Source organism: Rhodococcus sp. NPDC078407 (assembly GCF_044542515.1).
Classification (GTDB): domain Bacteria; phylum Actinomycetota; class Actinomycetes; order Mycobacteriales; family Mycobacteriaceae; genus Rhodococcoides.
The window spans coordinates 48,514-74,173 of the sequence record NZ_JBITUQ010000004.1 but is presented as its reverse complement, the minus strand read 5'-3'; the positions used below and the strand labels follow the sequence as shown (position 1 = coordinate 74,173).

Annotated in this window: 26 protein-coding genes and 1 riboswitch; of the genes, 11 read left to right on the top strand and 15 right to left on the bottom strand. The window is 63.6% G+C overall.

What is annotated here, in order from left to right; all coding sequences use genetic code 11:
- Positions 1–145 precede the first annotated feature (145 nt).
- On the top strand, positions 146–1,051 hold the full coding sequence (locus ACIGGF_RS06330) for a cutinase family protein (RefSeq protein WP_397520539.1): 906 nt from the start codon (positions 146–148) through the stop codon (positions 1,049–1,051).
- On the opposite strand, the gene ACIGGF_RS06325 is transcribed toward ACIGGF_RS06330, so the two are convergent.
- Positions 1,030–2,556 (bottom strand): MFS transporter, encoded by a 1,527-nt coding sequence (locus tag ACIGGF_RS06325; RefSeq protein ID WP_397520538.1) that lies wholly within the window; start codon positions 2,554–2,556, stop codon positions 1,030–1,032. The two genes, ACIGGF_RS06330 and ACIGGF_RS06325, sit on opposite strands and share 22 nt — an antisense overlap.
- A gap of 98 nt (positions 2,557–2,654) precedes the next feature.
- On the opposite strand from ACIGGF_RS06325, the gene ACIGGF_RS06320 reads away from it, so the two are divergent.
- On the top strand, positions 2,655–2,951 hold the full coding sequence (locus ACIGGF_RS06320) for a putative quinol monooxygenase (RefSeq protein WP_397520537.1): 297 nt from the start codon (positions 2,655–2,657) through the stop codon (positions 2,949–2,951).
- Here ACIGGF_RS06320 and ACIGGF_RS06315 read toward each other — a convergent pair.
- The 3 genes from ACIGGF_RS06315 to ACIGGF_RS06305 form a co-directional block, all read right to left on the bottom strand.
- Complete coding sequence (locus ACIGGF_RS06315) at positions 2,886–4,403, bottom strand: phage infection protein (RefSeq protein ID WP_397520536.1); 1,518 nt, start codon at positions 4,401–4,403, stop codon at positions 2,886–2,888. The two genes, ACIGGF_RS06320 and ACIGGF_RS06315, sit on opposite strands and share 66 nt — an antisense overlap.
- Before the next feature lie 86 nt (positions 4,404–4,489).
- The gene (locus ACIGGF_RS06310) at positions 4,490–5,104 is read right to left on the bottom strand and encodes a histidine phosphatase family protein (protein WP_397520535.1); all 615 of its coding nucleotides are present in this window, start codon (positions 5,102–5,104) and stop codon (positions 4,490–4,492) included.
- A gap of 4 nt (positions 5,105–5,108) precedes the next feature.
- Entirely contained in the window at positions 5,109–6,020 is a 912-nt protein-coding gene (locus ACIGGF_RS06305) for a LysR family transcriptional regulator (protein WP_397520534.1), read from the bottom strand.
- A gap of 82 nt (positions 6,021–6,102) precedes the next feature.
- Here ACIGGF_RS06305 and ACIGGF_RS06300 point away from each other — a divergent pair, with 82 nt between their 5' ends.
- The gene (locus ACIGGF_RS06300; protein ID WP_397520533.1) at positions 6,103–7,329 is read left to right on the top strand and encodes an MFS transporter; all 1,227 of its coding nucleotides are present in this window, start codon (positions 6,103–6,105) and stop codon (positions 7,327–7,329) included.
- On the opposite strand, the gene ACIGGF_RS06295 is transcribed toward ACIGGF_RS06300, so the two are convergent.
- The 5 genes from ACIGGF_RS06295 to lysX all read right to left on the bottom strand — a co-directional run bounded on the left by ACIGGF_RS06295 (position 7,318) and on the right by lysX (position 13,794).
- Positions 7,318–7,770, bottom strand: coding sequence for a DUF4190 domain-containing protein (locus ACIGGF_RS06295; protein ID WP_397520532.1), 453 nt, complete (start codon positions 7,768–7,770; stop codon positions 7,318–7,320). The genes ACIGGF_RS06300 and ACIGGF_RS06295 overlap by 12 nt on opposite strands.
- Before the next feature lie 55 nt (positions 7,771–7,825).
- Positions 7,826–8,224: a PPOX class F420-dependent oxidoreductase gene (locus ACIGGF_RS06290; RefSeq protein ID WP_397520531.1), complete on the bottom strand. Its 399-nt coding sequence runs from the start codon at positions 8,222–8,224 to the stop codon at positions 7,826–7,828.
- 155 nt (positions 8,225–8,379) lie between these two features.
- A complete protein-coding gene (locus ACIGGF_RS06285; protein WP_397520530.1) occupies positions 8,380–9,384 on the bottom strand; it encodes a beta-ketoacyl-ACP synthase III in 1,005 nt (334 codons plus the stop codon).
- Between the two features lie 100 nt (positions 9,385–9,484).
- Positions 9,485–10,381 (bottom strand): alpha/beta fold hydrolase, encoded by an 897-nt coding sequence (locus tag ACIGGF_RS06280; protein ID WP_397520529.1) that lies wholly within the window; start codon positions 10,379–10,381, stop codon positions 9,485–9,487.
- 101 nt (positions 10,382–10,482) lie between these two features.
- The gene (gene lysX, locus ACIGGF_RS06275; protein ID WP_397520528.1) at positions 10,483–13,794 is read right to left on the bottom strand and encodes a bifunctional lysylphosphatidylglycerol synthetase/lysine--tRNA ligase LysX; all 3,312 of its coding nucleotides are present in this window, start codon (positions 13,792–13,794) and stop codon (positions 10,483–10,485) included.
- Between the two features lie 299 nt (positions 13,795–14,093).
- Here lysX and ACIGGF_RS06270 point away from each other — a divergent pair, with 299 nt between their 5' ends.
- Positions 14,094–15,077: a hypothetical protein gene (locus ACIGGF_RS06270; protein WP_397520527.1), complete on the top strand. Its 984-nt coding sequence runs from the start codon at positions 14,094–14,096 to the stop codon at positions 15,075–15,077.
- Here ACIGGF_RS06270 and ACIGGF_RS06265 read toward each other — a convergent pair.
- The 4 genes from ACIGGF_RS06265 to ACIGGF_RS06250 form a co-directional block, all read right to left on the bottom strand.
- Positions 15,059–15,613 (bottom strand): GNAT family N-acetyltransferase, encoded by a 555-nt coding sequence (locus tag ACIGGF_RS06265; protein WP_397520526.1) that lies wholly within the window; start codon positions 15,611–15,613, stop codon positions 15,059–15,061. The genes ACIGGF_RS06270 and ACIGGF_RS06265 overlap by 19 nt on opposite strands.
- Before the next feature lie 142 nt (positions 15,614–15,755).
- Positions 15,756–16,175 (bottom strand): TIGR03668 family PPOX class F420-dependent oxidoreductase, encoded by a 420-nt coding sequence (locus ACIGGF_RS06260; RefSeq protein ID WP_397520525.1) that lies wholly within the window; start codon positions 16,173–16,175, stop codon positions 15,756–15,758.
- Positions 16,176–16,190: 15 nt separating this feature from the next.
- On the bottom strand, positions 16,191–17,543 hold the full coding sequence (locus ACIGGF_RS06255; RefSeq protein WP_397520524.1) for a putative bifunctional diguanylate cyclase/phosphodiesterase: 1,353 nt from the start codon (positions 17,541–17,543) through the stop codon (positions 16,191–16,193).
- Between the two features lie 104 nt (positions 17,544–17,647).
- The gene (locus ACIGGF_RS06250) at positions 17,648–18,700 is read right to left on the bottom strand and encodes a LacI family DNA-binding transcriptional regulator (protein ID WP_397520523.1); all 1,053 of its coding nucleotides are present in this window, start codon (positions 18,698–18,700) and stop codon (positions 17,648–17,650) included.
- Positions 18,701–18,746: 46 nt separating this feature from the next.
- On the opposite strand from ACIGGF_RS06250, the gene ACIGGF_RS06245 reads away from it, so the two are divergent.
- The 4 genes from ACIGGF_RS06245 (at position 18,747) to ACIGGF_RS06230 (ending at position 22,951) form a co-directional block, all read left to right on the top strand.
- Entirely contained in the window at positions 18,747–19,940 is a 1,194-nt protein-coding gene (locus tag ACIGGF_RS06245; protein WP_397520522.1) for an MFS transporter, read from the top strand.
- 7 nt (positions 19,941–19,947) lie between these two features.
- Positions 19,948–20,073: riboswitch (cobalamin riboswitch) on the top strand.
- Positions 20,074–20,115: 42 nt separating this feature from the next.
- Positions 20,116–21,144, top strand: a complete 1,029-nt coding sequence (locus ACIGGF_RS06240) for an ABC transporter substrate-binding protein (RefSeq protein ID WP_397520521.1) — start codon at positions 20,116–20,118, stop codon at positions 21,142–21,144.
- Positions 21,141–22,166: a FecCD family ABC transporter permease gene (locus tag ACIGGF_RS06235; protein WP_397520520.1), complete on the top strand. Its 1,026-nt coding sequence runs from the start codon at positions 21,141–21,143 to the stop codon at positions 22,164–22,166. The genes ACIGGF_RS06240 and ACIGGF_RS06235 overlap by 4 nt, the downstream gene beginning before the upstream one ends.
- Positions 22,163–22,951: an ABC transporter ATP-binding protein gene (locus ACIGGF_RS06230; RefSeq protein WP_397520519.1), complete on the top strand. Its 789-nt coding sequence runs from the start codon at positions 22,163–22,165 to the stop codon at positions 22,949–22,951. The genes ACIGGF_RS06235 and ACIGGF_RS06230 overlap by 4 nt, the downstream gene beginning before the upstream one ends.
- Before the next feature lie 79 nt (positions 22,952–23,030).
- Here ACIGGF_RS06230 and ACIGGF_RS06225 read toward each other — a convergent pair whose 3' ends face one another.
- Positions 23,031–23,501 carry a nuclear transport factor 2 family protein gene (locus ACIGGF_RS06225; protein ID WP_397520518.1) on the bottom strand — a complete coding sequence of 157 codons (471 nt, stop codon included), beginning with the start codon at positions 23,499–23,501 and terminating at the stop codon, positions 23,031–23,033.
- Between the two features lie 60 nt (positions 23,502–23,561).
- On the opposite strand from ACIGGF_RS06225, the gene ACIGGF_RS06220 reads away from it, so the two are divergent.
- The 3 genes from ACIGGF_RS06220 to ACIGGF_RS06210 all read left to right on the top strand — a co-directional run bounded on the left by ACIGGF_RS06220 (position 23,562) and on the right by ACIGGF_RS06210 (position 25,124).
- Complete coding sequence (locus ACIGGF_RS06220; protein ID WP_397520517.1) at positions 23,562–23,930, top strand: glyoxalase; 369 nt, start codon at positions 23,562–23,564, stop codon at positions 23,928–23,930.
- 286 nt (positions 23,931–24,216) lie between these two features.
- Positions 24,217–24,696 carry a tetratricopeptide repeat protein gene (locus ACIGGF_RS06215; RefSeq protein ID WP_397520516.1) on the top strand — a complete coding sequence of 160 codons (480 nt, stop codon included), beginning with the start codon at positions 24,217–24,219 and terminating at the stop codon, positions 24,694–24,696.
- Positions 24,693–25,124: a PPOX class F420-dependent oxidoreductase gene (locus ACIGGF_RS06210; protein WP_397520515.1), complete on the top strand. Its 432-nt coding sequence runs from the start codon at positions 24,693–24,695 to the stop codon at positions 25,122–25,124. The genes ACIGGF_RS06215 and ACIGGF_RS06210 overlap by 4 nt, the downstream gene beginning before the upstream one ends.
- A 79-nt stretch (positions 25,125–25,203) precedes the next feature.
- Here ACIGGF_RS06210 and ACIGGF_RS06205 read toward each other — a convergent pair whose 3' ends face one another.
- Complete coding sequence (locus ACIGGF_RS06205) at positions 25,204–25,659, bottom strand: DUF3237 domain-containing protein (protein WP_397520514.1); 456 nt, start codon at positions 25,657–25,659, stop codon at positions 25,204–25,206.
- Position 25,660: the final 1 nt, after the last annotated feature.

Below are 25,660 nucleotides of genomic sequence, written 5' to 3'. Positions count from 1 at the left end.
CATAACTTCGAGCTCGGTCTCATTTCATAGAGGTGTGACGCACGGTTACGTCCGTTAACCATGTGGGCATCTGATGGTCACAGGGCCCTGGCATTGTCTGGATCGAACAACGACGCGTTCGATCACCCAGTGAGGCCCCCTCCCCATGAGTGTCAAAAAGATCTGCGCCGGTATCGGCGTCGCTGCAGCGGTTGCGTCCGGCCTCGTCGTCGGAGCGGCATCACCTGCCGCCGCCGATCCAGCCGACTGCCCGACGATGTACGTGGTCGCGATTCCGGGTACGTGGGAGACCAGCTCGGGTGCCGCACCGAAGCCGGGGATGCTGACCGACGTCATCGATCGTCTCGGTGGCGATATCCGAACCGACTACGTCTCGTATCCCGCTACCGCGTTCCCGTGGGAGGGCGAGGTGTACGGGCAGTCTCGCGCTGCAGCCGTCACCACTGCGGGCGGCATGCTGAAGGCAATGGCAGACCGTTGTGGCGCAACGAAACTCGGCATCATCGGCTACAGCCAGGGCGCCGATGCCGCGGGTGACCTCGCCGCGGCCATCGGTACCGGAGTCGGCGTCGTGCCTGCCGACAGGGTGGCGGCGGTGGGCCTGATCTCGGACCCGAAGCGCTCCGACACCGACGCTCTGGTGGGACCCGCCGTGGTCGGCACCGGAGTCGGCGGCCCGCGGGTGGGCGGATTCGGCTACGTCAGCCCCGTGGTGCGGACCTTCTGCGCCGTCGGCGATCTGTACTGCTCGACGCCCAAGGACGACTACGTCGCGCGGTTGGTCGGCTTCTTGGCCGTCTCGTCCGATCCTGCGCCCGACGTCGCCGATCAGTACTCGCAGGAAGCGCAGTCGCTGATCTCGGACCTCGCAGCAGCAGGTGGCCTGCCGGTGCTGCAGGGCCAGCTGTCGGACCAGGCGAACGCTCAGCGTCAGCGCGAGATCGAAGCGTTCTACCGGTCCGGCATCCACCAGGAGTACCAGAATTACGACGTCGAGAACGGCCAGTCCGCCACGCGGTGGTTGGCGCGCTACCTCGCCGACGCGGTCTGACGGCGGAGGAGCACGAAGACGGTCACTGCACTGACGGCCATCAGACCAGCGCTCCACCCGGCGGCGAGATTGAATCCGTCGATGAAGGACGAGTTGGCGACGGCGTTCAGCTGCGACCCGAACCGCTCGGGCAGGATGTCGGCGACGGCGATGGCCCCGCCGATGGTTTCCCTGGCGGGATCGGCGATCTCGGCGGGCGTGCCCACCGGGATGGCGTCGTCCATGCGGTTGCGGTAGACGGTACTGCCGATCGTACCGAGAATGGCGATGCCGACGGCTCCGCCCAATTCTGCTCCGGTCTCCGAGAGAGCCGATGCGGCCCCGGCCTTTTCGGGTGCGGCGGCGGTGAGGACGATGTCGGAGTTGAGGGTCGACGCTGCTCCGATGCCGAACGTCAACAGTGCCATTCCGGTGAGCAGTAGCGGCAGCCCCGAGTCTGCGGCGACGAAAACCAATGCGGCGCAACCGAACGCAATGAAAAGGAGACCCCCGGCGATGATGGTGCCGGTGTGGATCACCTTGCTCATCGTCGGCGCGAACACCGCACCTGTCGCTGCTGAGGCGGCAGGAATGAGCAACCACAAGCCTGCCTCGAGGGGCCCCAGGCCGACGACGAGTTGCAGGTATTGCGCGGCGAAGAGGCTGAATCCGGTCATGGCGAAGATGACCAGGAACTGCACCACTACCGCTGCGCTGAAGGCACGTTCGGCAAACAGCGTCACGTCGATCAGTGGGTTGGCAGCTTTACGTTGCCGGATGACGAACGCCGTACCGAGACCGAGTCCGGCCACGGCAGTAAGGATCGTCGCCGAATCGATGCCTTCCTGCGCGCCGTGTTTGATGGCGTACACGAGCGAGAGCATCGAGGAGATGGCGAGCATGACGCTGATGGGATCGAACTTTCCGGGATCGGCATCCTTGAACTCGGGGACCAGTATCGGTGCCGCGACGAACAGGAGCACCATGATCGGAATGTTGATCAGGAACACCGAGCCCCACCAGAAGTGCTCCAGCAGAACGCCTCCGATGACGGGGCCCACTGCGGCTCCGCCGGCGAACCCTGCGGTCCACAGGCCGATGGCCTCCTTGCGCTGACCGGGATCGTGAAACATGTTGCGGATCAACGACAACGTGCTCGGTGCGATGGTCGCGCCGCCTATTCCCAACAGAGCTCGCGCCGCCAGAAGCATCTCGGGGGAGGTGGAGAAAGTCGCGGCCAGAGACGCCACGCCGAACACGACGGCACCGACCATCAACAGGGTGCGTCTGCCGATGCGATCGCCCAGCGACCCCATCGTGATGAGCAGTCCGGCGAGCAGAAAGCCGTAGATGTCGAGTATCCACAACGATTGGTTGCTGGTGGGCTCGAGATCGGCCGTCATGAACGGCAGTGCCAGGTAGAGCACCGACATGTCCATCGACACGACGAGGATCGGTATCACCAGTACCGCGAGGCCAAGCCAGTCCTTCTTCGTGGCGCGCTGGTCGGTACCGGTGTAGCTCACTGTGACATCCCTTTCCGTACGGACACCTCAGCTTAGGGGTGTCGGGAGTACGTTCGGTGAGGAAAGTGGGACTCGCCGAACGAAGGACACATCACCTCATGAGCAACGATCTCAAGGTTGTCGCGACCATTATCGCCAAGCCCGACGCCACCGACGCGGTGCGCGACGGCCTCTCGGCCTTGGTCGCCGAATCTCGTAAGGAAGACGGAAACATCTCCTACGAGCTGTTCGAGTCGGCGGTAGAGCCGGGCACGTTCATCACCATCGAACTGTGGAAGTCGCAGGAGGACCTGGACGGCCACATGCAGACGCCACATCTGCAGCAGGCGTTAAGCGAGTTCGGGGCCCATCTCGCGGCCGCGCCCGCCATCCATCCGCTCCGACCCGTCGGCTGAGCCACCCCGCGCGCTGACGTACACGAGTGCCGAGACGGCCAGCAGCGCCACCGTGGCTCCGATCGCGAGCCAGCCGGTCCCGCTCATCTCGCCCGATGCGATGATGCGGGCACCGGCGGCGGTGTAGCTCATCGGCATGAATGCGGCGAGGTCACCCCAGATCGGTGCGGTGGACGCGTAGGCAAAACCGCAGACGACGACCTGCACCGCAAGGGCGACCACGTTGACGATCTGACCCACGACGGCACCCAGCACCCGCTGAACCGCGCCCGCTGCGGCGAGATACGCGGCGGCGGAGACGACGAGGAACGCACCCGCCCCGATGACCGGTCCGATGGCGGCCTCCGTTGCGAAGGCGAATGCGATTGCCGCGCTGACGCCCACGGCTGCAACGGCTGCGGCGACGGCGAGCCAACGCGGTTTCGTGTCCCTACCGAGAACGCGTACGAGGCTGACGCAGCCGAGCGCCCCGAGTGCCACCAGGGCGGCGATCAGGTACGGCGTGGCACCGGTACCGGTTGTCGTCGACGTAGCTGCGACGTTCTGATCAGTGTTCTGTTCAGAGGTCGCGTCGTTGGTGGCGGCTGCTGTTCCCGGCGGAAGCGCGGCGGAGGCGTCGCGCACGTTGGTGGCGATGCCGTTGACGATTCCCTCGACCGGCTTGACCGACGTCACGAGCTGATCGGTTCCGGCCTTGAGCTGCTGGCCGCCGTCGTCGAGCTGGCCCAGCCCGTCCCGCAACTGCACCGTCGCGTCGCCGAGTTGCCCGGTCGCACCGAGGAACTGGCTGTTCGGGTCGTTGAGTTCGCTGGAGAGCTGCTGTGCACCATCCTTGAGGGTCTGGAGCTGCGCGAGGGTGTCGGGGCCGAAGGCCTGCGTGTTCAGGGTGTCGATGACTCCGCGAATCTCACCGGAGATGGCGTCGGATCCGGGGTGCGGGAAGCGATCGACCTGGTCTGCGGTGGCGGCGAGTTTCGCCGTGAAGTCGGCCTGAAGAGCGCCGAAACCAGCGAGCTGGTCGACGACCTGGTCGACGCCGCCGCTGATCTGCGACGCACCGTCCCCGAGCTGGCCGATGCCGTCGCGGTACTGCCCGAATCCGTCGGCCAATTGGATCGTTCCGTCGTGCGCCTGGGTGATGCCGTCGGCGAGCTGCCCCACGCCGTCGTTGAGCTGCGTTCCGCCGTCGGTCAGTTGGCCGATACCGCTGGAGAGGAACGTGATGGGGAGCGACGCGCTGTTGAGACTGTTTCTGGTCTTCGACAGGGGATCGGCGGTTTGCTGGTCCGCCGGAGTGGCCTGTTCGCTCTCGGCGACGACGGTGGTGGTTGCGGTCGATTCGCCGCCGAGGTCGTAACCGGTGCCGAGTGCGAATGCACCCACCGCGACCAGCGGAAACGCGAGAGCAGTGAGAGCAACAACAGGACGTCGGAAGATACGCAATTCACCCATGATGCTTCGAGGCTAACTGCCGCCGGCCGGTCGTCCGACCGTCGAGGGCCCGTCGTCACGGCATATACTGCCGCTGACCTGGGACTTTAAGAGATTTCTGTGGATTGTCGGTTGCGTGGAAGCAGGTCCCACACATGCTGGGTTTCGTTGACCGAGGAGACCGACCTCGCGCCGCTTCGTGAGAACAGCACGCGCGTCACCGAGCAGTAGTCGATCGGGAATCCGAGGACCTTCGGTGTCTGCAGTACGTCCTGCAGCAGGATGTTGATGACGCCGCCGTGGGCGAAGAGCACAACGGTGTCGGTGTGAGCACTGTTCGTGACGATATCGGCCACTCCCGCGAGCACTCGTCCGCGGAAGGCCTGCTCGTCGACCTGTTCCGGAAGATGCCCGGCCTTGATGCGGTCGAACGCCGCACGGAACTCGGTCTTGGCCGACTCGATCGGGATGTAGCCGCCGAAATCGCGATCGTATTCGGCCAGCCGCTCGTCCGATTCGACCGACAGACCCAACCGATCGGCCAGCGGCTGCGCGGTTTGGACGGCGCGAAGCTGCGAGCTCGCGACCACTCGGGAAATCGGGAACCGGGCCACGGCGTCGGGCACCCGCACGGCTTGTTCGACGCCGAGTTCCGCCAGAGCCGGGTCGGCCGAGGTGTCCGAACGCTGCGGCAGCGCGTGCCGTACCAGAACCAGTTGCATCGACTCACCTAATCACGAGTGTGCGGCCGCTGCGTTGCACCATCGACCGAAAGGCCCCGACCTGCCGCGGCATGTCGGCGCGCGGACCCCACACCATGCCGATGCGCCTACGCGCCGTCGGTTGAGTAAGTGCGATATCGACCGTTCCGCTCTCGCCGCCGTGCGAGCGAATTTTCGGAAGGATGGCGATCCCGAGCCCGGCACCGACGAGTCCGCGCACCGTGTGGGTGTCCTGGCCCTCGAATGCGATGCGCGGGCTGAACCCGGCGTCGGCCCAGAGCTCGTCGCAGATCGATCGCATACCGAAGCCGTGGCCCATGGCGATGTAGTTCTCGTCGGCGGTGTCGGCGAGGTCGACGGTCTTTCTCGACGCGAGTCGATGATCGTGGGACACCACCAGTACCAGCCGCTCGTCGTAGAGCTGGAACGAATTGTCGTCGGTGTGCTCGGTACTGAGGGAGACGAAGGCCAAATCCGAGACGCCATCGGCGAGCCGCTGGAGGCAACGTGCACGCGCGCCCTGGTCGAGATCGAAGGTGACGGCCGGATGGTCGACGCGGAAGTGACGGATCAAGGCGGGTACAACGTCCTCGCCCAGGGTGTTCTGGAACGCCACTGCGATACGCCCGCGAGCCCGAGCGTCGTGCTCGGTCATGGCGTCGATTCCGGCGTCGATATCGCTCAGCGCCCGCTGCAGGTACGGAATCAGAACGCGACCCGTGCTGGTGAGCACGATGCCGCGGCCGCGTCGTTCGACGATGTCGACGCCGAGGATCGCCGATGCGCGGGCGACCTGACGGCTGACGGTGGGTTGAGGAACGCCCAGAACGTGGGCGGCGTCGGTGATGTGCTCGGTATCGGCCACTGCAACGAGGGTCGGGAGCAGCGGCAGGAGCTCGAGTGTTTCGCGGCGCATGGATGAACCATATCGCTGGCGTATTGATTGAGGTGCTCTCATGCATTGGACGAATGTAGTGAGCACTTCTAACGTGATGGGCATGACTACGACGCGGCCCGACGCCCTCGAGTGGGAGGGACACCCCAGGGGATCGCGCGAATACCGTCGATTGGTGCTGGCGCTGCTGTTCGCCGGGGTCGCAACGTTCGCCCAGCTGTATTCGGTGCAGGGAATCCTACCTCTCATCGCTGCAAATCTCGACATCACTCCGTCGCAGTCCTCGCTGGCGGTCGGACTCGCGACGGTCGGCGTTGCGGTGTCGGTCATTCCCTGGTCGGTGGCGGCAGACCGCGTCGGCCGAGTCCGGGCGATGACGGCCTCCATCCTCGTGGCCACGACACTGGGCCTGCTCGTACCGCTCTCACCCTCGCTCGAGGTGCTACTGATAGTTCGATTCTTCGAAGGTGTTGCGCTGGGAGGACTTCCGGCCATCGCAATTGCGTACCTCAGCGAAGAAGTGCATCGCAGTCACACCGCTCTGGCCGCCGCGACCTATGTATCGGGAACCACGCTGGGCGGGCTGCTCGGTCGTATCGTCGCCGGACCCGTTGCGGAATACACCAACTGGCGCATCGGGACCCTGACCGTCTCGCTGATCGCGGCTCTCGCCGCCGGGCTGTTCGTGTGGCTCGCACCTCGACCGCGAACGACGTTGATACACAGCCCGATTCGTGACCTGCCGGGACGGCTGTGGGTGAACCTACGTGAACCGGGGATGGCGGCACTCTACGGCCAGGGATTCCTGCTGATGGGCGGCTTCGTCGCGATCTACAACTTCCTCGGCTTCCGCTTGGAGGCTGTACCTTTCGGGCTTCCGCAGTCGCTGATCAGCCTGATCTTCGTGGCGTACCTCAGCGGTACCGTCTCTTCACGGGTGGCCGGCAAGCTGGCAACCCAGCATGGACGCTCGGCAGTTCTCGCTGGGGCCACCGCGACGATGATCGCCGGAGTGGCAATGACGATGGCGTCGAGTCTCGTCGTCATTCTGACCGGCCTGGTGATCCTGACTATGGGGTTCTTCGCCGCCCACGCCATTGCGTCGGGGTGGACGGGCCAGCGCGCCGTGCACGGACGCGCTCAGGCGACCTCGCTGTACAACCTCTTCTACTACGGCGGATCGTCCATCGTCGGCTGGCTCGGCGGCGTCGTCTTCCAGTCACTGGGTTGGAATGCGTTGGCGTTGTTCGTCATTGCATTGGCGGTGGTCGCCGGAACCTGGGCCGCATGCCTGAAGGGGCGTCTGACGCAACCCGTATCAGTAGCTTGACGTGTTCGCCGCAGCGACGGCGAAAAGAATGATCCCCGCCACGACGATGACGAACAGTGCAATCGACACGTAGCCGACGATCAGGCCTGCCGTAGCGAATCCCGAACCGCCCTCACCGGTGCGCTTGATCTGACCACGCGAAATATGGCCACACACCACAGCGCAGATCGAGGCAATCAACGGCAGAAACGTCAGACCCAGAACGGCCAACACGAGCGAGACAATCGCCAGGGTGTTCGTGGGTGCGGGGGTCCCGTAGCCAGCACCGTACTGAAGGTTGGGGTACTGCGGGTTGGGGTACTGAGGGTTCTGATATTGGGGGTTTTGGTATTGGGGGTTTTGGTACTGCGGGTTTTGGTACTGGGGATACTGCTGCTGGTCAGGGTTCGGCCGATCCTTGTCGGAAGCGTCGAACGGATCGCTGCCCCGTGGAGTCACCATTGCGGGAGTGTGACACCTCGAGAACCCCGCCGCAATAGGTTCGATCCACCCATCCTCAGCCGAGCTTGCCCCAGCCGACATACGCGTCGATGGTGACGTATCCGGTCACCCGAGGCTGATCCCGAACCGGATACGGATCGCCCGTGTAATGCGTCGAGATGCGATCGATATCCACCAGATCCGGATCGTCCTGCAACTCGATCGAACCGTGGACCGTCAGATGGGTGTACCAACTGGCCTCGTCCAACACCGAGATCGACACCTTCGGATTCGCACGAATGTGCTCGAGCCGCTTCCGAGACGCATCGAAATTGAGCACTATCTTCCCGTCCTCCCACAAATACCACGTGGGTGCGGTGATCGGCGTCCCATCGACACGAACCACGGCCATCACCGCGGGATTCGGCTTCCTCAACAACTCCACTGCAGCATCGGGCAACGGGGGCTTGGGCATACGACAACCATACGACTCGATGGCATCTTCGGTCCTGATTCCGCCCACACCCGCTCCCCAAGTCCACTCGATGTGACATCGACCGTCGAAAAGGCCACTGAACGTCACATTGAGTGCACCGGGGAACCGGGCGCGGGTGAAATGGAGACTGGCAACTACAGGGTGGGGAGCTTGACTACCTGTCCGGCGTAGGAAAGTCCGGCACCGAAGGCGAGGAGGAGTGCCGTATCTCCTGCTTTTGCTTTGCCGGTGCGCAGCAGTTCCTCCATGGCCAGTGGGATCGAGGCCGCGGAGGTGTTGCCTGTTTCGGCGATGTCGTTGGCGACCGGGGTGCCTTCGTCGAGGTTCAGGCTCTTGGCGAGTAGTTCGGTGATGCGACTGTTGGCCTGGTGGGGGATGAAGGCGTGCAGTTCGTCGGCTTTGATTCCGGCGACGTCGAGTACCTTCTGCGCAGCTTTGCCCATCTCGAATGCAGCCCAGCGGAAGACGGAGATGCCGTTCATTCGGATCCAGGGTCGTTCCTGTTCGGCCTTGGTGATGTAGTCGTACCAGTCGATGGTCTGGACGATGGCGTCGGACTGTGAGCCGTCGGAGCCCCAGACGGCGGGTCCGATTTCGGTTTCGTCGCTCTGCCCTACGACCACGGCTCCTGCGCCGTCGGCGAAGATGAAGCGCGTGGTGCGATCGTAGGGGTCGGTGGTGACGCTGAGCTGTTCGGCGCCGATGACCAGTACGTACTTGGACGTTCCGGCCTTGACCAGGTCGGATGCGACGGCCAGCGAGTAGCAGAAGCCCGCGCAGCCGGCGCAGATGTCGAACGCGGCCGGGCCTTTGGTGCCGAGACCGTGTGCCACTTTGGCGGCTGCCTGGGGTGTCAGTTCGAGGTGCGTCGAGGTGGCGACGATGACGGTGTCGACCTGATCGGCGGTGATTCCACTGGCTTCGAGGGCTTTGCGGCCTGCCGAGATGGACATCTGTACGACGTTTTCCTCGGGGTCGGCGAAGCGCCGGTTCTTGATCCCTGAACGTGTCTGGATCCACTCGTCACTGGAGTCGATGAACTCGCAGATCTCGTCGTTGGTCACTATTCGTTCCGGGCGATGAACGCCCAAACCGAGCATCTTCGACTGTCTACCTTGCGTCGTGCTGATCGCACCCATCTTCAATTTCCTCTCGTGCTACCGCGCCATCGCCGAGCTTCGGCTCGGGTCTTGGGCTGCGGGCTCGGTGAGACACGTTACGTGCGTCGCCTCGAGGGGTTCACACCAGTTCGGTGATGAGTGCCGCTACCTCGGCGGGTTTGTCGATCATGGCGTGGTGGTGGGCAGGCATGACGACGGTGAAGTCGGCGCGCAGATACTCGGCGAGCTTGCGTTGAGTTCTGATCCACTTCTTGCCCCACGGGGAGGGTCGTCCGGTGTGGGCTGCCGCCACGATGACCGGAACGACCAGCGACGAGCGCTTGCGCAGTTTGTTCAGTTCGACGGCCAGGTCGGGGTACACGACGTCTTCGACGAGTGCAGCGGCGAGGTAGGTGGGCCTGCGGTAGATGTCGTCGACCCAATCGAATGTCTCCTGCGGTGTGCCGTCGGGCGGTGTCGCCTGGTTCAGGACGCGGCGCACGTGTGGTCCGAACAGCTTCTGCACGCCGGTCTTGCTGAGGGCGGTTGCGACCACGCGCGCCGCCTCGACGCGCACGACACCGGGGATGAAGCGCCGGGGGTTGGATTCTGCGCTGGAATCGAGCAACAGAATCCCGCGGATGCGCGACGGGTACAGCCGTGCGACGGCTTCGGCGTAAAAGCCTGCGATCGAATGGCCGGCGACCACCACTGGTTCGGTGACGCCGAGTGCGTCGAGAACTCCGATGATGCGGTCTGCTTCCCCGCGGACGGTGGGCGTGGCACCGGCGGGTAGGGGATCGCTGAGTCCGAAGCCGGGGCGGTCGAGAACGACGACGTGATGGTGCGCGCTCAGGATGTCGACGATGTCGTCCCAGTCGAACCAATTGCTGCCGAGGCCGCCGCAGAGGACTACCGTGGGGCCGGTTCCGCGCACGAACAGATGCAGACGTTGCCCGTCCACCTCGACATATTGGCCGGGGGGATGTTTCACGGGAAACAACGCACTGCGCTCGGTTCGATTTCCGTGATCCATGTCTTCCCCACCATTGCCGACCTGCCGTCTGTTTCACACTCCAGTTTCCATCATTTTCCCCGTTTTGCACATTCGCTCGACGAATCGGCCGCCGACAACGGTCACTGACGTGGCTTGGCCAGCGGAAATGCAAGAGTTTCGCGAATGCTTCCGCCGGTGATGAGCATGACGACCCGGTCGACGCCCATACCGAGACCGCCGGTCGGCGGCATTCCACGTTCGAGCGCCTGCAGGAAGTCCTCGTCCAAGCTCATGGCCTCCTCGTCTCCGCCCGCCGCCAGCAGCGACTGTTCGGTGAGGCGCTGCCGCTGATCGACGGGGTCGGTCAATTCGCTGTACGCGGTACCGAGCTCGACGCCCCATGCGACGAGATCCCACTTCTCCGCGACTCCTGGGATGCTTCGATGCGGCCTCGTCAACGGTGACATCGACGTCGGGAAGTCCTTGTAGAACGTAGGAAACTCGGTGTAGTCCTCGACGAGGTGTTCGTACATTCCCTGTGCGACGGCTCCCGCATCCCAGGTCTTCTCGTACGGAATCTCGTTCTCGTCGCACAGCCGCTGCAGCTCGTCCAGCGGAGTCGACGGTTCGACGGGAACACCCAACTTCTCGGCGACGGCACCGTGCAGTGTCTTGACGGGCCATTCGCCGGAGATGTCGATCTCGATCATCTCCCCGTTCGGGCCATCGGGACGCAGAATGATTTCGCGACCGTGTACTGCGACGGCCGCTCGCTGAATCAACTCTCGGCACAACACCATGGCGCGTTCGTAGTCACTGTGTGCCTCGTAAGCTTCGAGGATTGTGAACTCGGGATTGTGCTTGAAGTCCGCGCCCTCGTTGCGGAACACTCGGCCGATCTCGAAGACCTTCTCGATACCGCCGACGCACAGCCGCTTGAGGTAGAGCTCCGGTGCGATCCGAAGATACAGATCCAGGTTGTAGGCATTGATGTGCGTGACGAACGGTGCCGCGTTCGCACCGCCGTGTACCTGCTGCAGGATCGGGGTCTCGACTTCCATGTATCCGCGCTCATCGAGCGAATCACGCAGGGATTTCACCACATTCGAGCGTGCGATCAGCAGAGCGCGAGCGTCCCGATTGATCGCCAGGTCCACATATCGCTGCCGCACCCGAGCTTCCGGATCGGTGAGACCGCGATACTTGTCCGGCAACGGATGCAGGCACTTGGCATTCATTCGCCAGTCGGACGCGAGCAGCGACAGCTCCCCGCGCTTGCTGCGGCCGATGACACCACTGACCTCGATGAGGTCACCGAGGTCGAAATCGGCAGCAAAGTTTTCGATCGAATCTCCGACGCGATCGCGGTCGAAGAGGACCTGGATATCGGCCGACCAGTCGCGTACCACCGCGAACACGACACCGCCGTAGTCGCGAATTCGAAGAATGCGTCCGGCGATACGCACCGTGGTGCCTTGCGGCGACGCTGCCGCAGCCTCGACCGTGTGTGTCGGGGGATAGGCGACGGGATAGCCTTCGGCGCCCTCGCTTTCGAGGCGATCGAGTTTGGCCATACGAACGCGCACTTGGTCGGGGCGCTTGCGGCCGAGTGCTGGTTCGTCCACGGGAGTGTCCGGTCCGCTCCCGTCGGAGTGGATGTCCTCGGCGTCGACCAATGCTGCGGGCACTGCAACATGGGAGCCGGTGTGCTGGGAACCGCGCCGAAAGGTCGGGAGGGTCAGGAATCCCTCGGCGATGGCCGAGGCGACGCCGACCTTGGGCAGCACACGACTGTCCGCGAAGCAGAGGTAGCGCGGCTCCCATTCGGGCAGGTACTTGACGTTCGAGCGATACAGCGCCTCGAGCTGCCACCAGCGCGAGAAGAACACCAACACGCTGCGCCAGATCCGGAGCACCGGTCCGGCCCCGATCCGGCTGCCCTCCTCGAACGCCGCGCGGAACACTGCGAAGTTCAGCGAAATTTTGCTGACGCCGAAATGGTCTGCACCGGTGGCGAGTTCGGTCACCATCAGCTCGATCACACCATTCGGCGACGCGGGATCCCGACGCATCAGATCCAGTGACGCACCGGTGCGACCCCACGGCACCAAGGACAGAACACCGATGATCTTCTCGCCCTGAACCGCCTGCACCAGAAGACAATCGCCGTCGAGGGGATCACCCAGGCGGCCCAAGGCCATCGAGAAGCCGCGCTCGGTCTCGGTATCGCGCCACGCATCCGCACAGGCGATGATCTCGTTCATCTCCTCCGTCGCGATATCGCGATGACGACGCACGGTGACCACGACACCCGCCTTGCGAGCCCGGTTGACCGCCTGACGCACGGGGCGCATCTCGCGTCCATTGAGGTTGAAATCTTTGGTTTTCAGGATTGCTTCGTCGCCGAGTTCGAGGACGCTCAAACCGGCCCGCCTGTAGGCGGTCGCACCGATCTCGCTGGCCCCCATGACAGCCGGCGTCCAACCGTACTTCTCGGCCAGGTCCAACCATTCCGAGATCGCATGCGGCCAGGCCTCCGGGTTGCCGATCGGATCCCCACTGGCCAAGCACACCCCGACCTCGACGCGATACGTCACCGCCGCCTTGCCGCTGGTGGCGAAGACGACGGCCTTGTCGCGGCGGGTTGCGAAGTAGCCGAGGGAATCGTCGGCGCCCCACTTGTCGAGCAGGCCGCGCAGAGCCGACTCGTCGCGACCGGTGAGCGCATTGCCGGACCGCTGCGATCGGAACAGCGTGACCACGGCAGCCAACAGCGCCATTGCGCCGAACAGTCCCAATGCCGTGTTGACGAATCCGTTGGGCCTGCCGTCGAACTGTTCGTTGTCCACCGTCGCCAACGCTGTGACGCGGTTGAACGACCACAGAAATGTCTGACTCTCCGGCAACGACCCGGGGAACAACGCAACCAGCGCCCACCCGATTATCGTCCCGATCGCCGCTCCGGCAACGAGGACGCCGAGCGCCTTCCACACCGCGCCACGACGGACGCGGGTGTAGAACTCCTTCCGGGCCGCAATCAGCAACCCTGCCGCTACGACATGGACCCCCAGCGCGATCCACGAACTGACGTCTTGTTCTTCGACTCCCTCGACGATATTGGTGATCGCCGACAACACCAGATAGATGGTCAGCAACCACCACGCAATCCGCTTACGACTCGCCAACGCCGCCGCCAACAGCCCGACAACGAGCGCCCACGACAAGCTCGTATCCGGAGCATCGAAGTAGTACCTGTCGACATACTCGCGAGGGACGTGAACGAAGTAACGAAGAGTCGGCGACAGACTCCACAGAAACACCGCCGCCGCGAACACCCCTAGCACCAGCCCCGCGATATGCGGAACCTCCCGCAAACGACCGCGCTCGGGTGGCGAAAACGACCGTGGAACCGAAGAGCCGGACCGCTCCGAGGAAGCTGCTGTCGCCGTCATATCTCACTCCCGAAGTCAGAATGCACCCGTGCACGGTAAACGGTATCCCCGTCGATCTCGAGTCGGACAATCAATTGCCGCCCCGCCCACTCAATGTGACCGACGGTGGCCTTTTCGACGGTCAATGGCACATCGAGTGGACCTCGGGTGCCCATCTCGGGGCCGGGTGACCCCGAGCGTCGTGTTGTTCACATCGGATTGCCCGGCGTTTGTCCACAGGGTCCGAGTTATCCACAGCCCAAGGTGTTTCCCATCGTCATAGGCAAGTCGTCTCGTCCGGCAAGCGCATCATCATGGCTATGAAGCGGGGCGGCGCCAAAATCGATGCGAAGGTGATCGCGGCTGCGTCGGATCGTGGATTGGTACGGACGGCGCGGCTGCTCGAGCTCGGGGTGGCGTCGAAAACAATTGTTCGACGCACCCTGCCCGACGGCATCTGGTCTCGGGCGCTACCCGGACTGGTGTTCCTGAAGAACCGGTCGTTGACGCCTGTGGAACGGGCGACTGCTGTGTCGATCTACTGTGGCCGCGATGCTGTGATCAGTGGTCGGGCCGGATTGGCCTTGCATGGATTGGGTACCTCCGGCTCGTTCGAGGAGACGTTCGCGCTCATTCCCGAGTCGCAACATCGCAAATCTGTGGGCTTCGCATCGGTGGAACGTACATGGCGGATGCCCATGGCAGAGATCAAATCGGGGCTACGCGTCGCGCCGATTGTCCGCTGTTTGTGCGATGCGGTTCGCCGGATGAGGAACACCGAGCAGTGCATGGCTTTGATCGCGAGCGTCGTGCAGCGGGGTGCGGCCACTGTGGAGGCGATCCTGAAGGAACTCGACGCCGGCAGTACACGAGGAACTGCGATGCCTCGTCGAGTGTTGCGGGAGTTGGCTGCGGGCGCACATTCCGTGGCCGAAGCTCAGGCCCAGAAGCTGTACGCCCGCAGCGGACTTCCGGAAATGCAACACAATGTGGCGATCTTCGACGCGCAAGGAAAGTTCCTACTCATCGCCGATAATTGGCTCGACGACGTTGCACTGGACTGGGAAATCGACTCGCTCGAGTACCACCTGTCGCCAGCTGCACACCGAGCGACCGTGGAGCGACGTGAGCGCGCGCAGAACGCCGGTCTCATCGTGGTGACGCACCTTCCGAGCGACGTACGCGACGATCCGGAACGGGTGCTGTCGGATCTGCGGGCACGTTACGAACAGGCCAAGGCACGCGAGCGTCCCAACGTCAGAGCGCGTCCGACAACGGACCGGATCTATCGACGATCCGGCTGATACACCCACACCATGTGTCGGCCGGTCTCGGACGCGGCAGCGATCGACCGATGCTCGACGCGATCCAGAGCAAAACCTAGCCTTTCGGGTACGGCTATACTCCTCGAATTAGCTGCGTCACAATGTATTTCGACACGTTTGATGTCATCCAACTCGAGTGCTTCTTCGACGAGCCTCGCCGTCGCCTCGGTCATCACCCCACGTCCTTCGGCGTCGGCGTCGAGCCAGTACCCCAATTCGATTCCGCTCGGACCGATTCGGCGATGCATTCCGATCTTGCCCATGAACGACCCGTCGGCGCGATCGAATATTCCGAAATCGAACATCTCGCCGGCCTCCCATTGCTCGCGCGCAACTGCGATACGAGCCATCTGTACGGTGACCTGGGCAGCTTCGTCCGTCACCCATCCCATCCACGGCAGTAGTCGACTTCTATTGCGGGCGATCGCTTCGGCAACGGCGACGGCATCGTGCGCCGACTCGCGACGAATGACCAGGCGATCGGTCTCGATCCATTCGGGAGGTGCAGGGACCATGATGACCAGTCTGGCGGCCCTGCGGCATATCGGCGAGCGGTTTTCCGCGCTCACTCGCCTCCCGTAGGTCCACTCGATGTGACATCGACGGGTGGAAAGGCCATCGAAAGTCACATCGAGTGGGACGGGGGTGCGATGCGGGTCAGGAAGCCGACCAGGATCGCCAGGACAGTTTTTCGATGATGATGACTGGACCATTGGGTCTGTTGTTTTCGTATTGACTGTATTTCGCGACCAGGGTGTCGGTGGCGAGAGTGCCTTCGGTGCTGGAGGAGTCGGCGATGTGGGCGTTACCGTCCGCGCGGATCCACCAGAGTTGGGACCAGTCGTCGGTGTAGTGGTCGACGATGAGGCTGACGGCGGGGTCGGCGCGGATGTTGTCGAGTCGCTGGAGTTTCTGGGTTGTCTTGGGTTTCCAGTCGATGGCGGTGAAGATGCGATCGCCGGTGGGCGCGACGGCGAAGACGATGGGAACCAGGTGTGGTGTGCCGTCGGGGTTGATGGTGGAGAGCTGAGCTCGGGGTACGTCGGTGAAGCGTTGAATTTCGTTGTCTATCTTCACGTTCGGTTCCTCGGGTTAAGCGGATTCGCTGTGGGTGCTGTGTCGGGCGATGAGTTGTTCGAGTGCCGCGCTGGACATGGGCCGCCCGAGTAGGTGTCCTTGGCCGAAGGTTACGCCCATGTCGGTGCAGATCTGCAGTTGTTCTGCGGTCTCGATTCCTTCGATGACGGTGTCTTTGCCGAGTGTGGCGGTGACGTCGACGAGGGCTGTACACAGCGTGATCATGGCGCGGCGTCGATGCAGGTTGTCGCTGTCGAGGTGTTGGGTGAGGGATTTGTCGATCTTGAGGATGTCGACGGGTAGGGTGGCGAGCCGCTCGAGGGAGGAGAAGCCGGAGCCGAAGTCGTCGATGGCGATGAGAACGCCGTGGCGTTGGACGTCGCGGAGTTGATAGTGCACGGCGTCGAGATCGTGCAGGGTCTGTGATTCGGCGAGTTCGATTGCAAGCCGTCCGCGTTCGATGCGGTAGGCGTCGACGATGGCGATGACGTCGGTGGCGAGGTTTCCCGTTGCGAAGTGCGCGGGGCTGACGTTCACTCCGATCTGGAGGTGGATGTCGCGGGCCTGCCAGTCGGCGATCGTGCGCGCCACCTCGGTGATGATCCAAATGCTCAGTGGGACAATGAGGTCCGCGTCCTCGGCGAGAGGGATGAAGGTGTCCGGCATCAGCAGCCCGAGTTCGGGGTGGTCCCATCGGATGAGGGCTTCTGCACCGACGACGTTCCCTGTCGCCAGTTCGACGATGGGCTGGTAGACCATTGTCAGTTCGCGCTCGACCATGGCGACGCCGCGGAGCCGTTCGATGAGTTCGAGGCGCGTGCGGTTGGTGTGATGCAGCTCGTCGGTGAAGACGTGATGCTTGTTCCGTCCGACGGCTTTCGCGGCGTGCATCGCTGCCGTGGCATTGTGAAGCAATTGCGTTGCGCTGATGTCGATGTCGGTAGTGGAGGCGACCCCGACGCTGGCGGTGAGGGTCAGTTGTCGACTGCCCAGCTCGAAGGCGGGCTCGAAGATGCTGGCGAATCCGGAGGCCATCGCGCGGGCGGCGATGGAGTGGCATCGACGTGCGATGACGACGAACTCGTCGCCGGCCAGTCGGCCGATGGTGTCACCGGGGCGCAGAGACGCGACGAGTCGGTCGGCGATCATGCACAGCAGTTCGTCGCCCAGGGCCGGCCCGAGTGCGTCGTTGAACTCCCGAAATCCGTCTATGTCGACCAGTAGGACGCTGAAGTGGTTGTCCGAGCTGTCGTCGTCGAACTCGGTTGTGATGAGTGCCAGGATTTCTTCACGACTGGCAAGCCCGGTCAGCGCATCGTGCCGGGTGACGGCGACATGACGGGGCGGCGCGTCGTGCTCTCGGCTCACAGTTCCCCCTCATGGCCGGACAGCCACAACGGATACTAGCTCAGAGTTTGCTATCACGCTATAAACCGGGCTCATCCCCTTTTTACGACCTATTAGATCACGTTCTACTTGGTTTGCGGCCCATTTTCGGGTCCTGTCGAGCGTCGCTCTTGTACCTTCCAGGCGGCGGCGTCCACGTGCTCGCTCAGTCCGAGCACCCACCGAGCCGCCGAACGCCCTTGGTCGAACAGGGACTGCGCCACCGTGGTCAGCCCCGCGGCCGCTGCGGCGTCGGAGTCGTCCCATCCGGTAACGGCAAGAGTCGAGGGAATGTCGATTCCGGACGCCGCCGCCGCATCGAGCGTTCCGAGGGCGAGCTCGTCGCTCATCACGAGCAATGTGTCGATTGCATTGTCCTGTAGTAGCTTACGCGCCGCACGATCACCCTCTGAGCGCCCGTTGTGAGTCGTGAACAGGGTCGGCACCGTCGACCAGTCGATGCCGAGACGCACGCACGCGTCGCGGTAACCGTCGAGTCGGGCGCGCGTGACCGGCATCGAGATGCTCGACGGGTCCGCGCCGTGTGTCACCGACGACGTGCGTCGCGAATCGGGTCGTAAGGCCACGATCGCCGGGTGTTTGCGGTGCTCCAACGCAACGGTGGCCACGGCGTCCGCCGCGGCGCGGTCGTCTATGGCAATCCACTCCAGGCCCGGATGGTCGGGCCCACCTTGGATGCAGGTGGGGCGGCCGGTGTCGACGAGCACGTCGAGGAGTGGGTCGTCGCGCTCGGTGGTCCACACCACGTATCCGTCGACCTGGGCGTCACGGATTCGGGCATTGTCGTTGTCCCGGTGCAGGTTCGGCAGCATCATCAGTGCGGTGTCGGCGTCGAGGCACGCGTCGGCGATTCCGGACAGGAAACGTCGAGCCTGCGGATCCTCGAATGCGTAGGTGAGCTTTTCTCCCAGTACGACTCCGATGCTGTTGTGCTTGCCACTGCGCAACGATCGGGCCGCGCGGTTGGGTCCGGTATAGCCGAGGTGGGCCGCTGCCGCGTGGACGCGGTCCTTGGTGGCGTCGGAAACGCGGCTCGGTCGGTTGTAGGTGTAGGACACACTCATCGTGGAAACGCCCGCGGCCGCGGCGACGTCGGCCATGGTCACCCGAGTGTTCACCGGCCTACTGTAGCGCGGCAACACACGGTGTGTAACGATACACATCATGTCGTCACCCACTCCGAAGCTGCTCGTGCTCGCTGCAGCCGCCTTCATCTACGTCACGGCAGAAACCCTGCCGGTGGGCTTGCTCCCGGAGATATCCGGCGACCTCGGTGTCACCGAATCGGCCGTCGGCCTCCTGCTGACCTTCTACGCCTACGGCGTCGCCGTGATGACGATGCCGTTGATCAGGTTCGTGCGCGAGTGGCCACGTCGACGCGTGGTCGTCATCACCGTTGCCGCTCTGGCACTGTCGCAAGTTCTCTCGGCCTTATCGATCGGCTACCCGATGCTGGTGATCTCGCGCATGCTCTGCGCCGCAACGCATGGCATCTTCTGGGCCGTCGTTGCGCCCGTCGCGGCGTCGCTTGCGCTGCCGGGAAAGCAAGGCAAGGCCATCGCCACGGTGTATGCGGGCACATCGTTGGCATTGGTTGCAGGCAACCCACTCACCGCCGCACTGGGGCAATGGCTCGGATGGCGCACCGCAGCAACGATTCTCGGTCTGGTGGCGACCGCCATCGCGGTAGCCTTGTATTTCGTACTCCCCTCCCTACCGGCCGGTCGCACTTTTTCGAACACCGAAAAGACACCACGGGTGCTCGACGGCACCCTGACGATTCTGTGTGGTGTGACGTTTCTGGCCGTCCTCGGTCATTTCGCCGCGTATACCTATTTCGCTCTGATCGTCGATCGCGCAATCGGTTCGGCAGGAACCACTCTGACGCTGATGTTGATGCTGTACGGCCTGTTCGGAGTCGTGGGCATTTGGGTGATCGGCAGAACGTACGACCGTTGGCCCCGTCACTCCACCATTGCAGCCCTCGGTGCCGTTGCCGTCGCGGTGGCAGTTCTGTGGTGCACGCTCAGTGGAGCGCCGGGCAGCTTCGCCGTGTTCGCTGTCGTGGCCATTGCGTTGTGGGGGATGGCATTCACCACACTCCCGGTGTGCATCCAGTCGGCGGTGGTGCGGGCTGCTCCGGCCGATGCGGACAAGGCTTCGGCAATCTATGTCGTCGCCTTCCAGCTGGCCATCGCCACCGGCGCTCTGGTGGGCGGAGTGGTCGTCGATGTCAGCGGCATCGCAGCCGTCACTGCCGCTGCCACCGTGCTCGTCGCGGCAGCGCTGATCGTCGTCGTATCGGCGCGCAGGACCTTTCCGCGCAACCATGCCCAGGAGCCGGTGACGGCACGCTGACCGTCGAGGTACCCCGCAGGATATGGTCGGCACGCGACGAACGAGGGAATCCGGTGCAATTCCGGAGCTGGCGCGCAACGGTGACGGGTGAGAGCTCGAAGTCCGAATGCTCGGTCGTCGTGATTCACCCCCACCCGCGGCTCCGCGACACGAGCCCCAAGCAGGAAGCTCTTCGATGCGCACCACTCTCGCCGTCTTCGGCGCTGTCTCGATCCTTGTCCTTGCCGCCTGCTCGAGCGCAGCGACCCCGCAGGCGTCCACCGACACGTCCGGCAATTATCCGCTGACCATCGACAATTGCGGACGCGAGGTCGTCGTCGACGCGCCGCCCCAACGCGCCGTGTCGTTGAATCAGGGCTCGACGGAAATCCTCCTTTCTCTCGGACTCGCGGACCGGATGGTCGGTACCGCCACGTGGACCGACCCGGTGCGCGCCGATCTCGAAACCGACAACGCGAAGGTTCCGAGGCTGGCGGACAACAAGCCGTCACTGGAGGTGGTGCTCGATGCCGAGCCGGATTTCGTTTCGGCGTCGTTCGGCGGCACCCTCGGGGCGGGAGGTGTGGCCGACCGTGACCAGTTCGAGCAACTCGGTGTGCCGAACTACCTCTCGCCCACCGACTGCACCGGCAAGACCGACGAGAGCGTCAACTCCGACGGAGCCCGCACCCAACCGCTGGAAATAGAAACCGTCTACGACGAGATTCGGGATCTCGCGGCTATTTTCGACGTGCGTGACCGAGGCGAACGGCTCGTCGGCGATCTGCAGGACCGCTTCGCGACAGCGTCCGATGCCGTCGACGCCGCGGGAGTGACGTTGGCATACTGGTTCGCCGATACCGACACCCCGTACATGGCCGGGTGCTGCGGCTCGTCGGGCATCATCACTGATTCTGTCGGTGCCGAGAACATCTATGCCGACACCACCGATGAATGGCCACAGGTGAATTGGGAAAGCGTTCTCGACCGAAATCCCACTGCGCTTGTGCTGACAGACCTGAGTCGACGCAGTATCGCCGGTGATGCTTTCGACAGCAAGATCGGATGTCTCGAATCCAATTCCGTCACGAGTCGACTGAGCGCCGTCGAGAACAAGCGCTACATCGTCGTCAACGGAGCCGACCTCAATCCCTCGATCCGCACCGTCGACGGCGTCGAGAAAGTGGCTGCCGCCCTGCAGAACTGGGGCCTGGCCACCCGATGACCCGAACCGATCGCGGGTTGCTGATCCCGCTTCTGCTCGGGGGGTGTGCGGTGCTGGTGCTCTCGATCGGCGTGGCCGTGACGATCGGTCCGGCCAGTGTGTCGGTAGCCGACGTGTATCGAGTCATTCTGGGGCACATCGGAATCGGATCGGCAGGTGTGAGCCGCATCGACGACGGCATCGTCTGGCAGTTGCGGTTGCCCCGAACGCTGCTCGCTGCCGTCTGCGGTGCAGGCCTCGCACTGTGCGGAGCCATCATGCAGTCGCTGTTGCGTAACCCCCTCGCCGACCCGTTCGTATTGGGAATCTCGTCGGGCGCATCCACGGGCGCGGTCGTCGTTGCAGTACTCGGCGTCGGCGGCGGCGCACTGTCGCTGTCGACCGGAGCATTCGCAGGAGCGCTGCTGTCGTTCGTCCTGGTGATGCTGCTCGCCGCTGGAGCGGGTGGTGGAAACGACCGAGTCGTACTGGCGGGAGTGGCTGGTACTCAATTGTTCTCGGCTCTGACGTCGTTCATCGTCATCTCGTCCGCCGATGCCGAACAAACGCGGGGCGTGTTGTTCTGGCTGCTCGGCTCCTTGAGCGGTGCCGACTGGATGGACGTCGCGCTGTGCGGTGCGGTCACGCTGTTGGGAGTGACAGTGTGTCTGTTCAACACCTCCGCCCTCGATGCATTCACCTTCGGGCACGACGCGGCCGCATCCCTCGGCATTGCGGTGAAATGGGTGCGAATCCTCCTGCTGATCATCACCGCATTGATCACTGCCGCGCTCGTCAGCGCCGCAGGGGCGATCGGATTCGTGGGGCTGGTTCTCCCACATGCTGCTCGCTTTCTCGTCGGGGCGCGGCACCGCCGACTGCTACCGACGACGGTGGTCATCGGAGCCATCTTCATGGTGTGGGTCGACACCATTGCGCGAACAGTGTTCGCACCTCAGGAAATACCCGTGGGAGTGGTCACGGCACTGATCGGAGTCCCGGCCTTCGCGCTCATTCTCTTCCGGCTCAGGAGATCCAGATGACACTGCACGCCAGAGACATTCGCTGGACACGCGGCGGTCACCCCATTCTCGACGGCATCAGCTTCGAGCCGGAGCCCGGGGAGACCATCGGCTTGATCGGCCCCAACGGATCGGGCAAGTCTTCCCTGCTGCGAATCCTTGCCGGCATCGTCGCGCCCGACAGTGGCGACGTGCTGCTCGACGGAGACAGCCTCCGCACGGTGCGTCGACGGCGGGTCGCCCGGCGCGTGGCCTTGGTCGACCAACACTCCCACACCGACGTCGACATCAGCGTCCGCGACGTCGTCCGACTCGGGCGAATACCGCACCACGGAATACTCGGCGGAGAAGCAGCGGAAGACGACATCGCAATAGCCCGGGCCCTCGACGACACCGCCATGGCGTCCAAAGCCAGCCGGCGTTGGCACACTCTCTCCGGCGGCGAGCGCCAACGCGTCCAAATCGCGCGCGCTCTGGCTCAACAGCCCACGGAACTACTGCTCGACGAGCCGACCAACCACCTCGACATCCAGCATCAACTCGACATCCTCACCCTCGTCGCTGGCTTACCCCTCAGCAGCTACATCGCCCTGCACGACCTCAACCTCGCTGCGATGTTCTGCGACCGCATCATCGTGCTGAACAACGGCACCATCGTGGCATCGGGAACTCCGACACACGTGATCACCGAGCACCTGGTTCGCACGGTCTACAACGTGCAGGCCAGCGTGACGAATGCCGACAACTATCCACAGGTGACCTATCGCCGTCCCACACCTACCCACCCCGGAGTCCACTCGATGTGACATCGACCCCCGAAAAGGCCACCAGATGTCACATCGAGTGCCGGCAGAAGTGGCGCAGCGGAGGACCGGGCCTGCGATTTCAGAGTTGGCGCAGCTTCTTCTCGAATGCATCGATGCGTGTGGTGTCCTCGAAGAAGTCTTCCTGCGAGACGATTTTTCCCCAGCTGGTACGCACCAGCAGCACCGTGCGATTGCTGTAGTACTCGGTGCCGTCGGCCGAGTGTGCGTGATCGTCGAAGCGCACGAGCAGCGTCATTCGCCAGGGTGCGCCGCCGCTGAAGATTTCGGTGATCTGACCTTTGATGCCGGCGGCGACGAAGTCCTGGAAGAACTTCTCGATGGCAGGGCGGCCACGATGGGTGCCCGACCAGCGGCTGTCACCGTCGGCGAATTTGAGTACGGCGTCTCGGTGGAACGACGCCAGCAGGGGACGGTAATCGCCGTTGTTCAGAGCCTCGATATTTCGTTGCAACTGGACTGTCAGAGCTCGCATCACCAAGAGCTTGATTGCGAAGGCCGTCGAGACGCCGGCCAGAAATCTCAGTTGCATACCCATACGTTTGCCTACCGTTCACCGGCGTGTCAATCGAGATGGCGGTACGTTCGTTCGATGATTCACCACGTGCAGGTCGCATGTCCGGCGGGCGGCGAAGACCGAGAGCGTGAGTTCTACGCGGGTGCGCTGGGCTGGCAGGAGATCGCGAAGCCGCCGATGTTGGCTGTGCGTGGGGGTTGTTGGTTTCGGGTGCCGGGTGTGGGTGGTCCTGATGGTGAGGTCCACATCGGCATCGAGGACGACTTCCGACCGGCACGGAAGGCTCACCCGGCCTTCGTCGTCGATGTCGATGCGACCGCTGCAGCGTTGACGTCTGCCGGCTACCCGGTTGCGTGGGCGGACTCGAATGAAATTCCTGGGCGACGACGGTTCCACACGCGCGACGGAGTGGGTAATCGAATCGAATTTGTTGCAGCACAATAGTTTAAAGGACTACGGAGATGGGTCCGGTCGATATTGGGAAGACCACGTACATCAGTGACGCAAACAGTACTCACAGGAAAGCAAAACGCTGAGAGTCGCCCCGTGACGCGCGGACCAAGCCGAAGAGAACCTACAGCGGTGCCGACGCCGACAGCTCGAACAGGGACGGCTCCACACCCTTCTGTCGAGATCAAGCCGTGTCTGCGACGATGGAGCGCGTGACGATGTCACCCGAGCGAGTAACGTCATCGAGCTCGACGATCGGGCTACGGCAGGCGGAGGCGTCGTGGATACGGTAGCGGCATTCTGGCGCGACGCGGATGACTCCGACCCCGCTCGAATGCGAGTCGAGTTGGAACAGTTGCTCTCTGCTGCATCGCTTCCGGTTGCCCATGCACTGTTCGAGCGTGCGTCGCTCGAGGACTTTCTGGACAATCCAGCGGCTGCTGTGCCGTTGTACGAAGCGTCCCTGTCCGGCGGGCTCGACGATGACCGAGAGAATCGGGCCCGAATTCAGTTGGCGAGTTCATTGCCGAACCTCGGGCGACCGACAGAAGCGCTGCACGTGCTCAAGGATTTCGAATGCGCGAACGAATACATACCCGCACGAGACGCATTCGTGGCGCTGATCCTCTGGGATATCGGGGATGCGGAGCAGGCTCTGCGGCGTGCCCTCGGAGCAGCCGGCCCGGCGCTCGGAAGATACAGGCGGGCGGTCGGTGCTTACGCAGCCGAGTTGTCGACACGACCTGAGGAGAATCCATGACCGGCAGTGCATTCGATCCACACGTCCTTCTCGAGCAGAGTCGAATCGGCGTGTTGGCCACCATCAAGTCCAGCGGCCTTCCGCAGCTGTCTCCGGTGACGCCGTTCTACGATCGCGCCGCCGGGACAATCCAAATATCGGTCACGGAGGGACGGGCGAAAACGGCCAACTTGCGCAGAGATCCGCGCGCCGCTCTCGAAGTGACCAGCGGCGACGGCACGGCATGGGCAACGGCGGAGGGAACCGTCACCCTCACCGGCCCGGGTACGTCCCCGAACAGCCCCGAAACCGAGGCGTTGGTCGACTACTACCGCGCCGCGGCCGGTGAGCACCCTGATTGGGGCGAATACCGAGCAGCCATGGTCGCCGACCGACGAGTGTTGGTGACCATCGCTGTGACCCATGTCTACGGTCAGTCCCTCACCTGACGCCCCTCGTGTCCACCAAATGTGACATCGACTATCGAAAGGGCCACCGAATGTGACATCGAGTGCACGCACCGGTGCCTCAGGTGAGCTGATACACGTCCAGCTCTACGGAGCTCGGCAATCGATGGCCGGATCCGACGAACAGTCTTTCGTTCATCCAGGCCAGGCGACCGGCGGCGGAGGACAGGCGTGGTTGGCTTCGGAAATAGATGCGATCGGGGGGCACCTGTTCACCACGGAGGAGTGCGGCGATGTCATCGTCGGCGCCACTTCGTATGCCCATGTTGTGTACGGCGATTCGCTCGCCTTCGTCGGTCTCGAGCGCGTATCTGGCGTCCAACTCGGTGAGTGTGGCCGTGCGGAGAATCTGGTGATCCGCTCCACCGGGTAGGACTCGGCCACGCAATAGTGGACCCTCGACGGTCCCTCCGAGGATCGGGATCAGGCGACGGTGCCCATCGACCACCTCGCCCAGGTCGATCGGTTCGCCCACGGTCACCGACAGATGTGCGATGAAGATCAGCTCGGGGCCCATG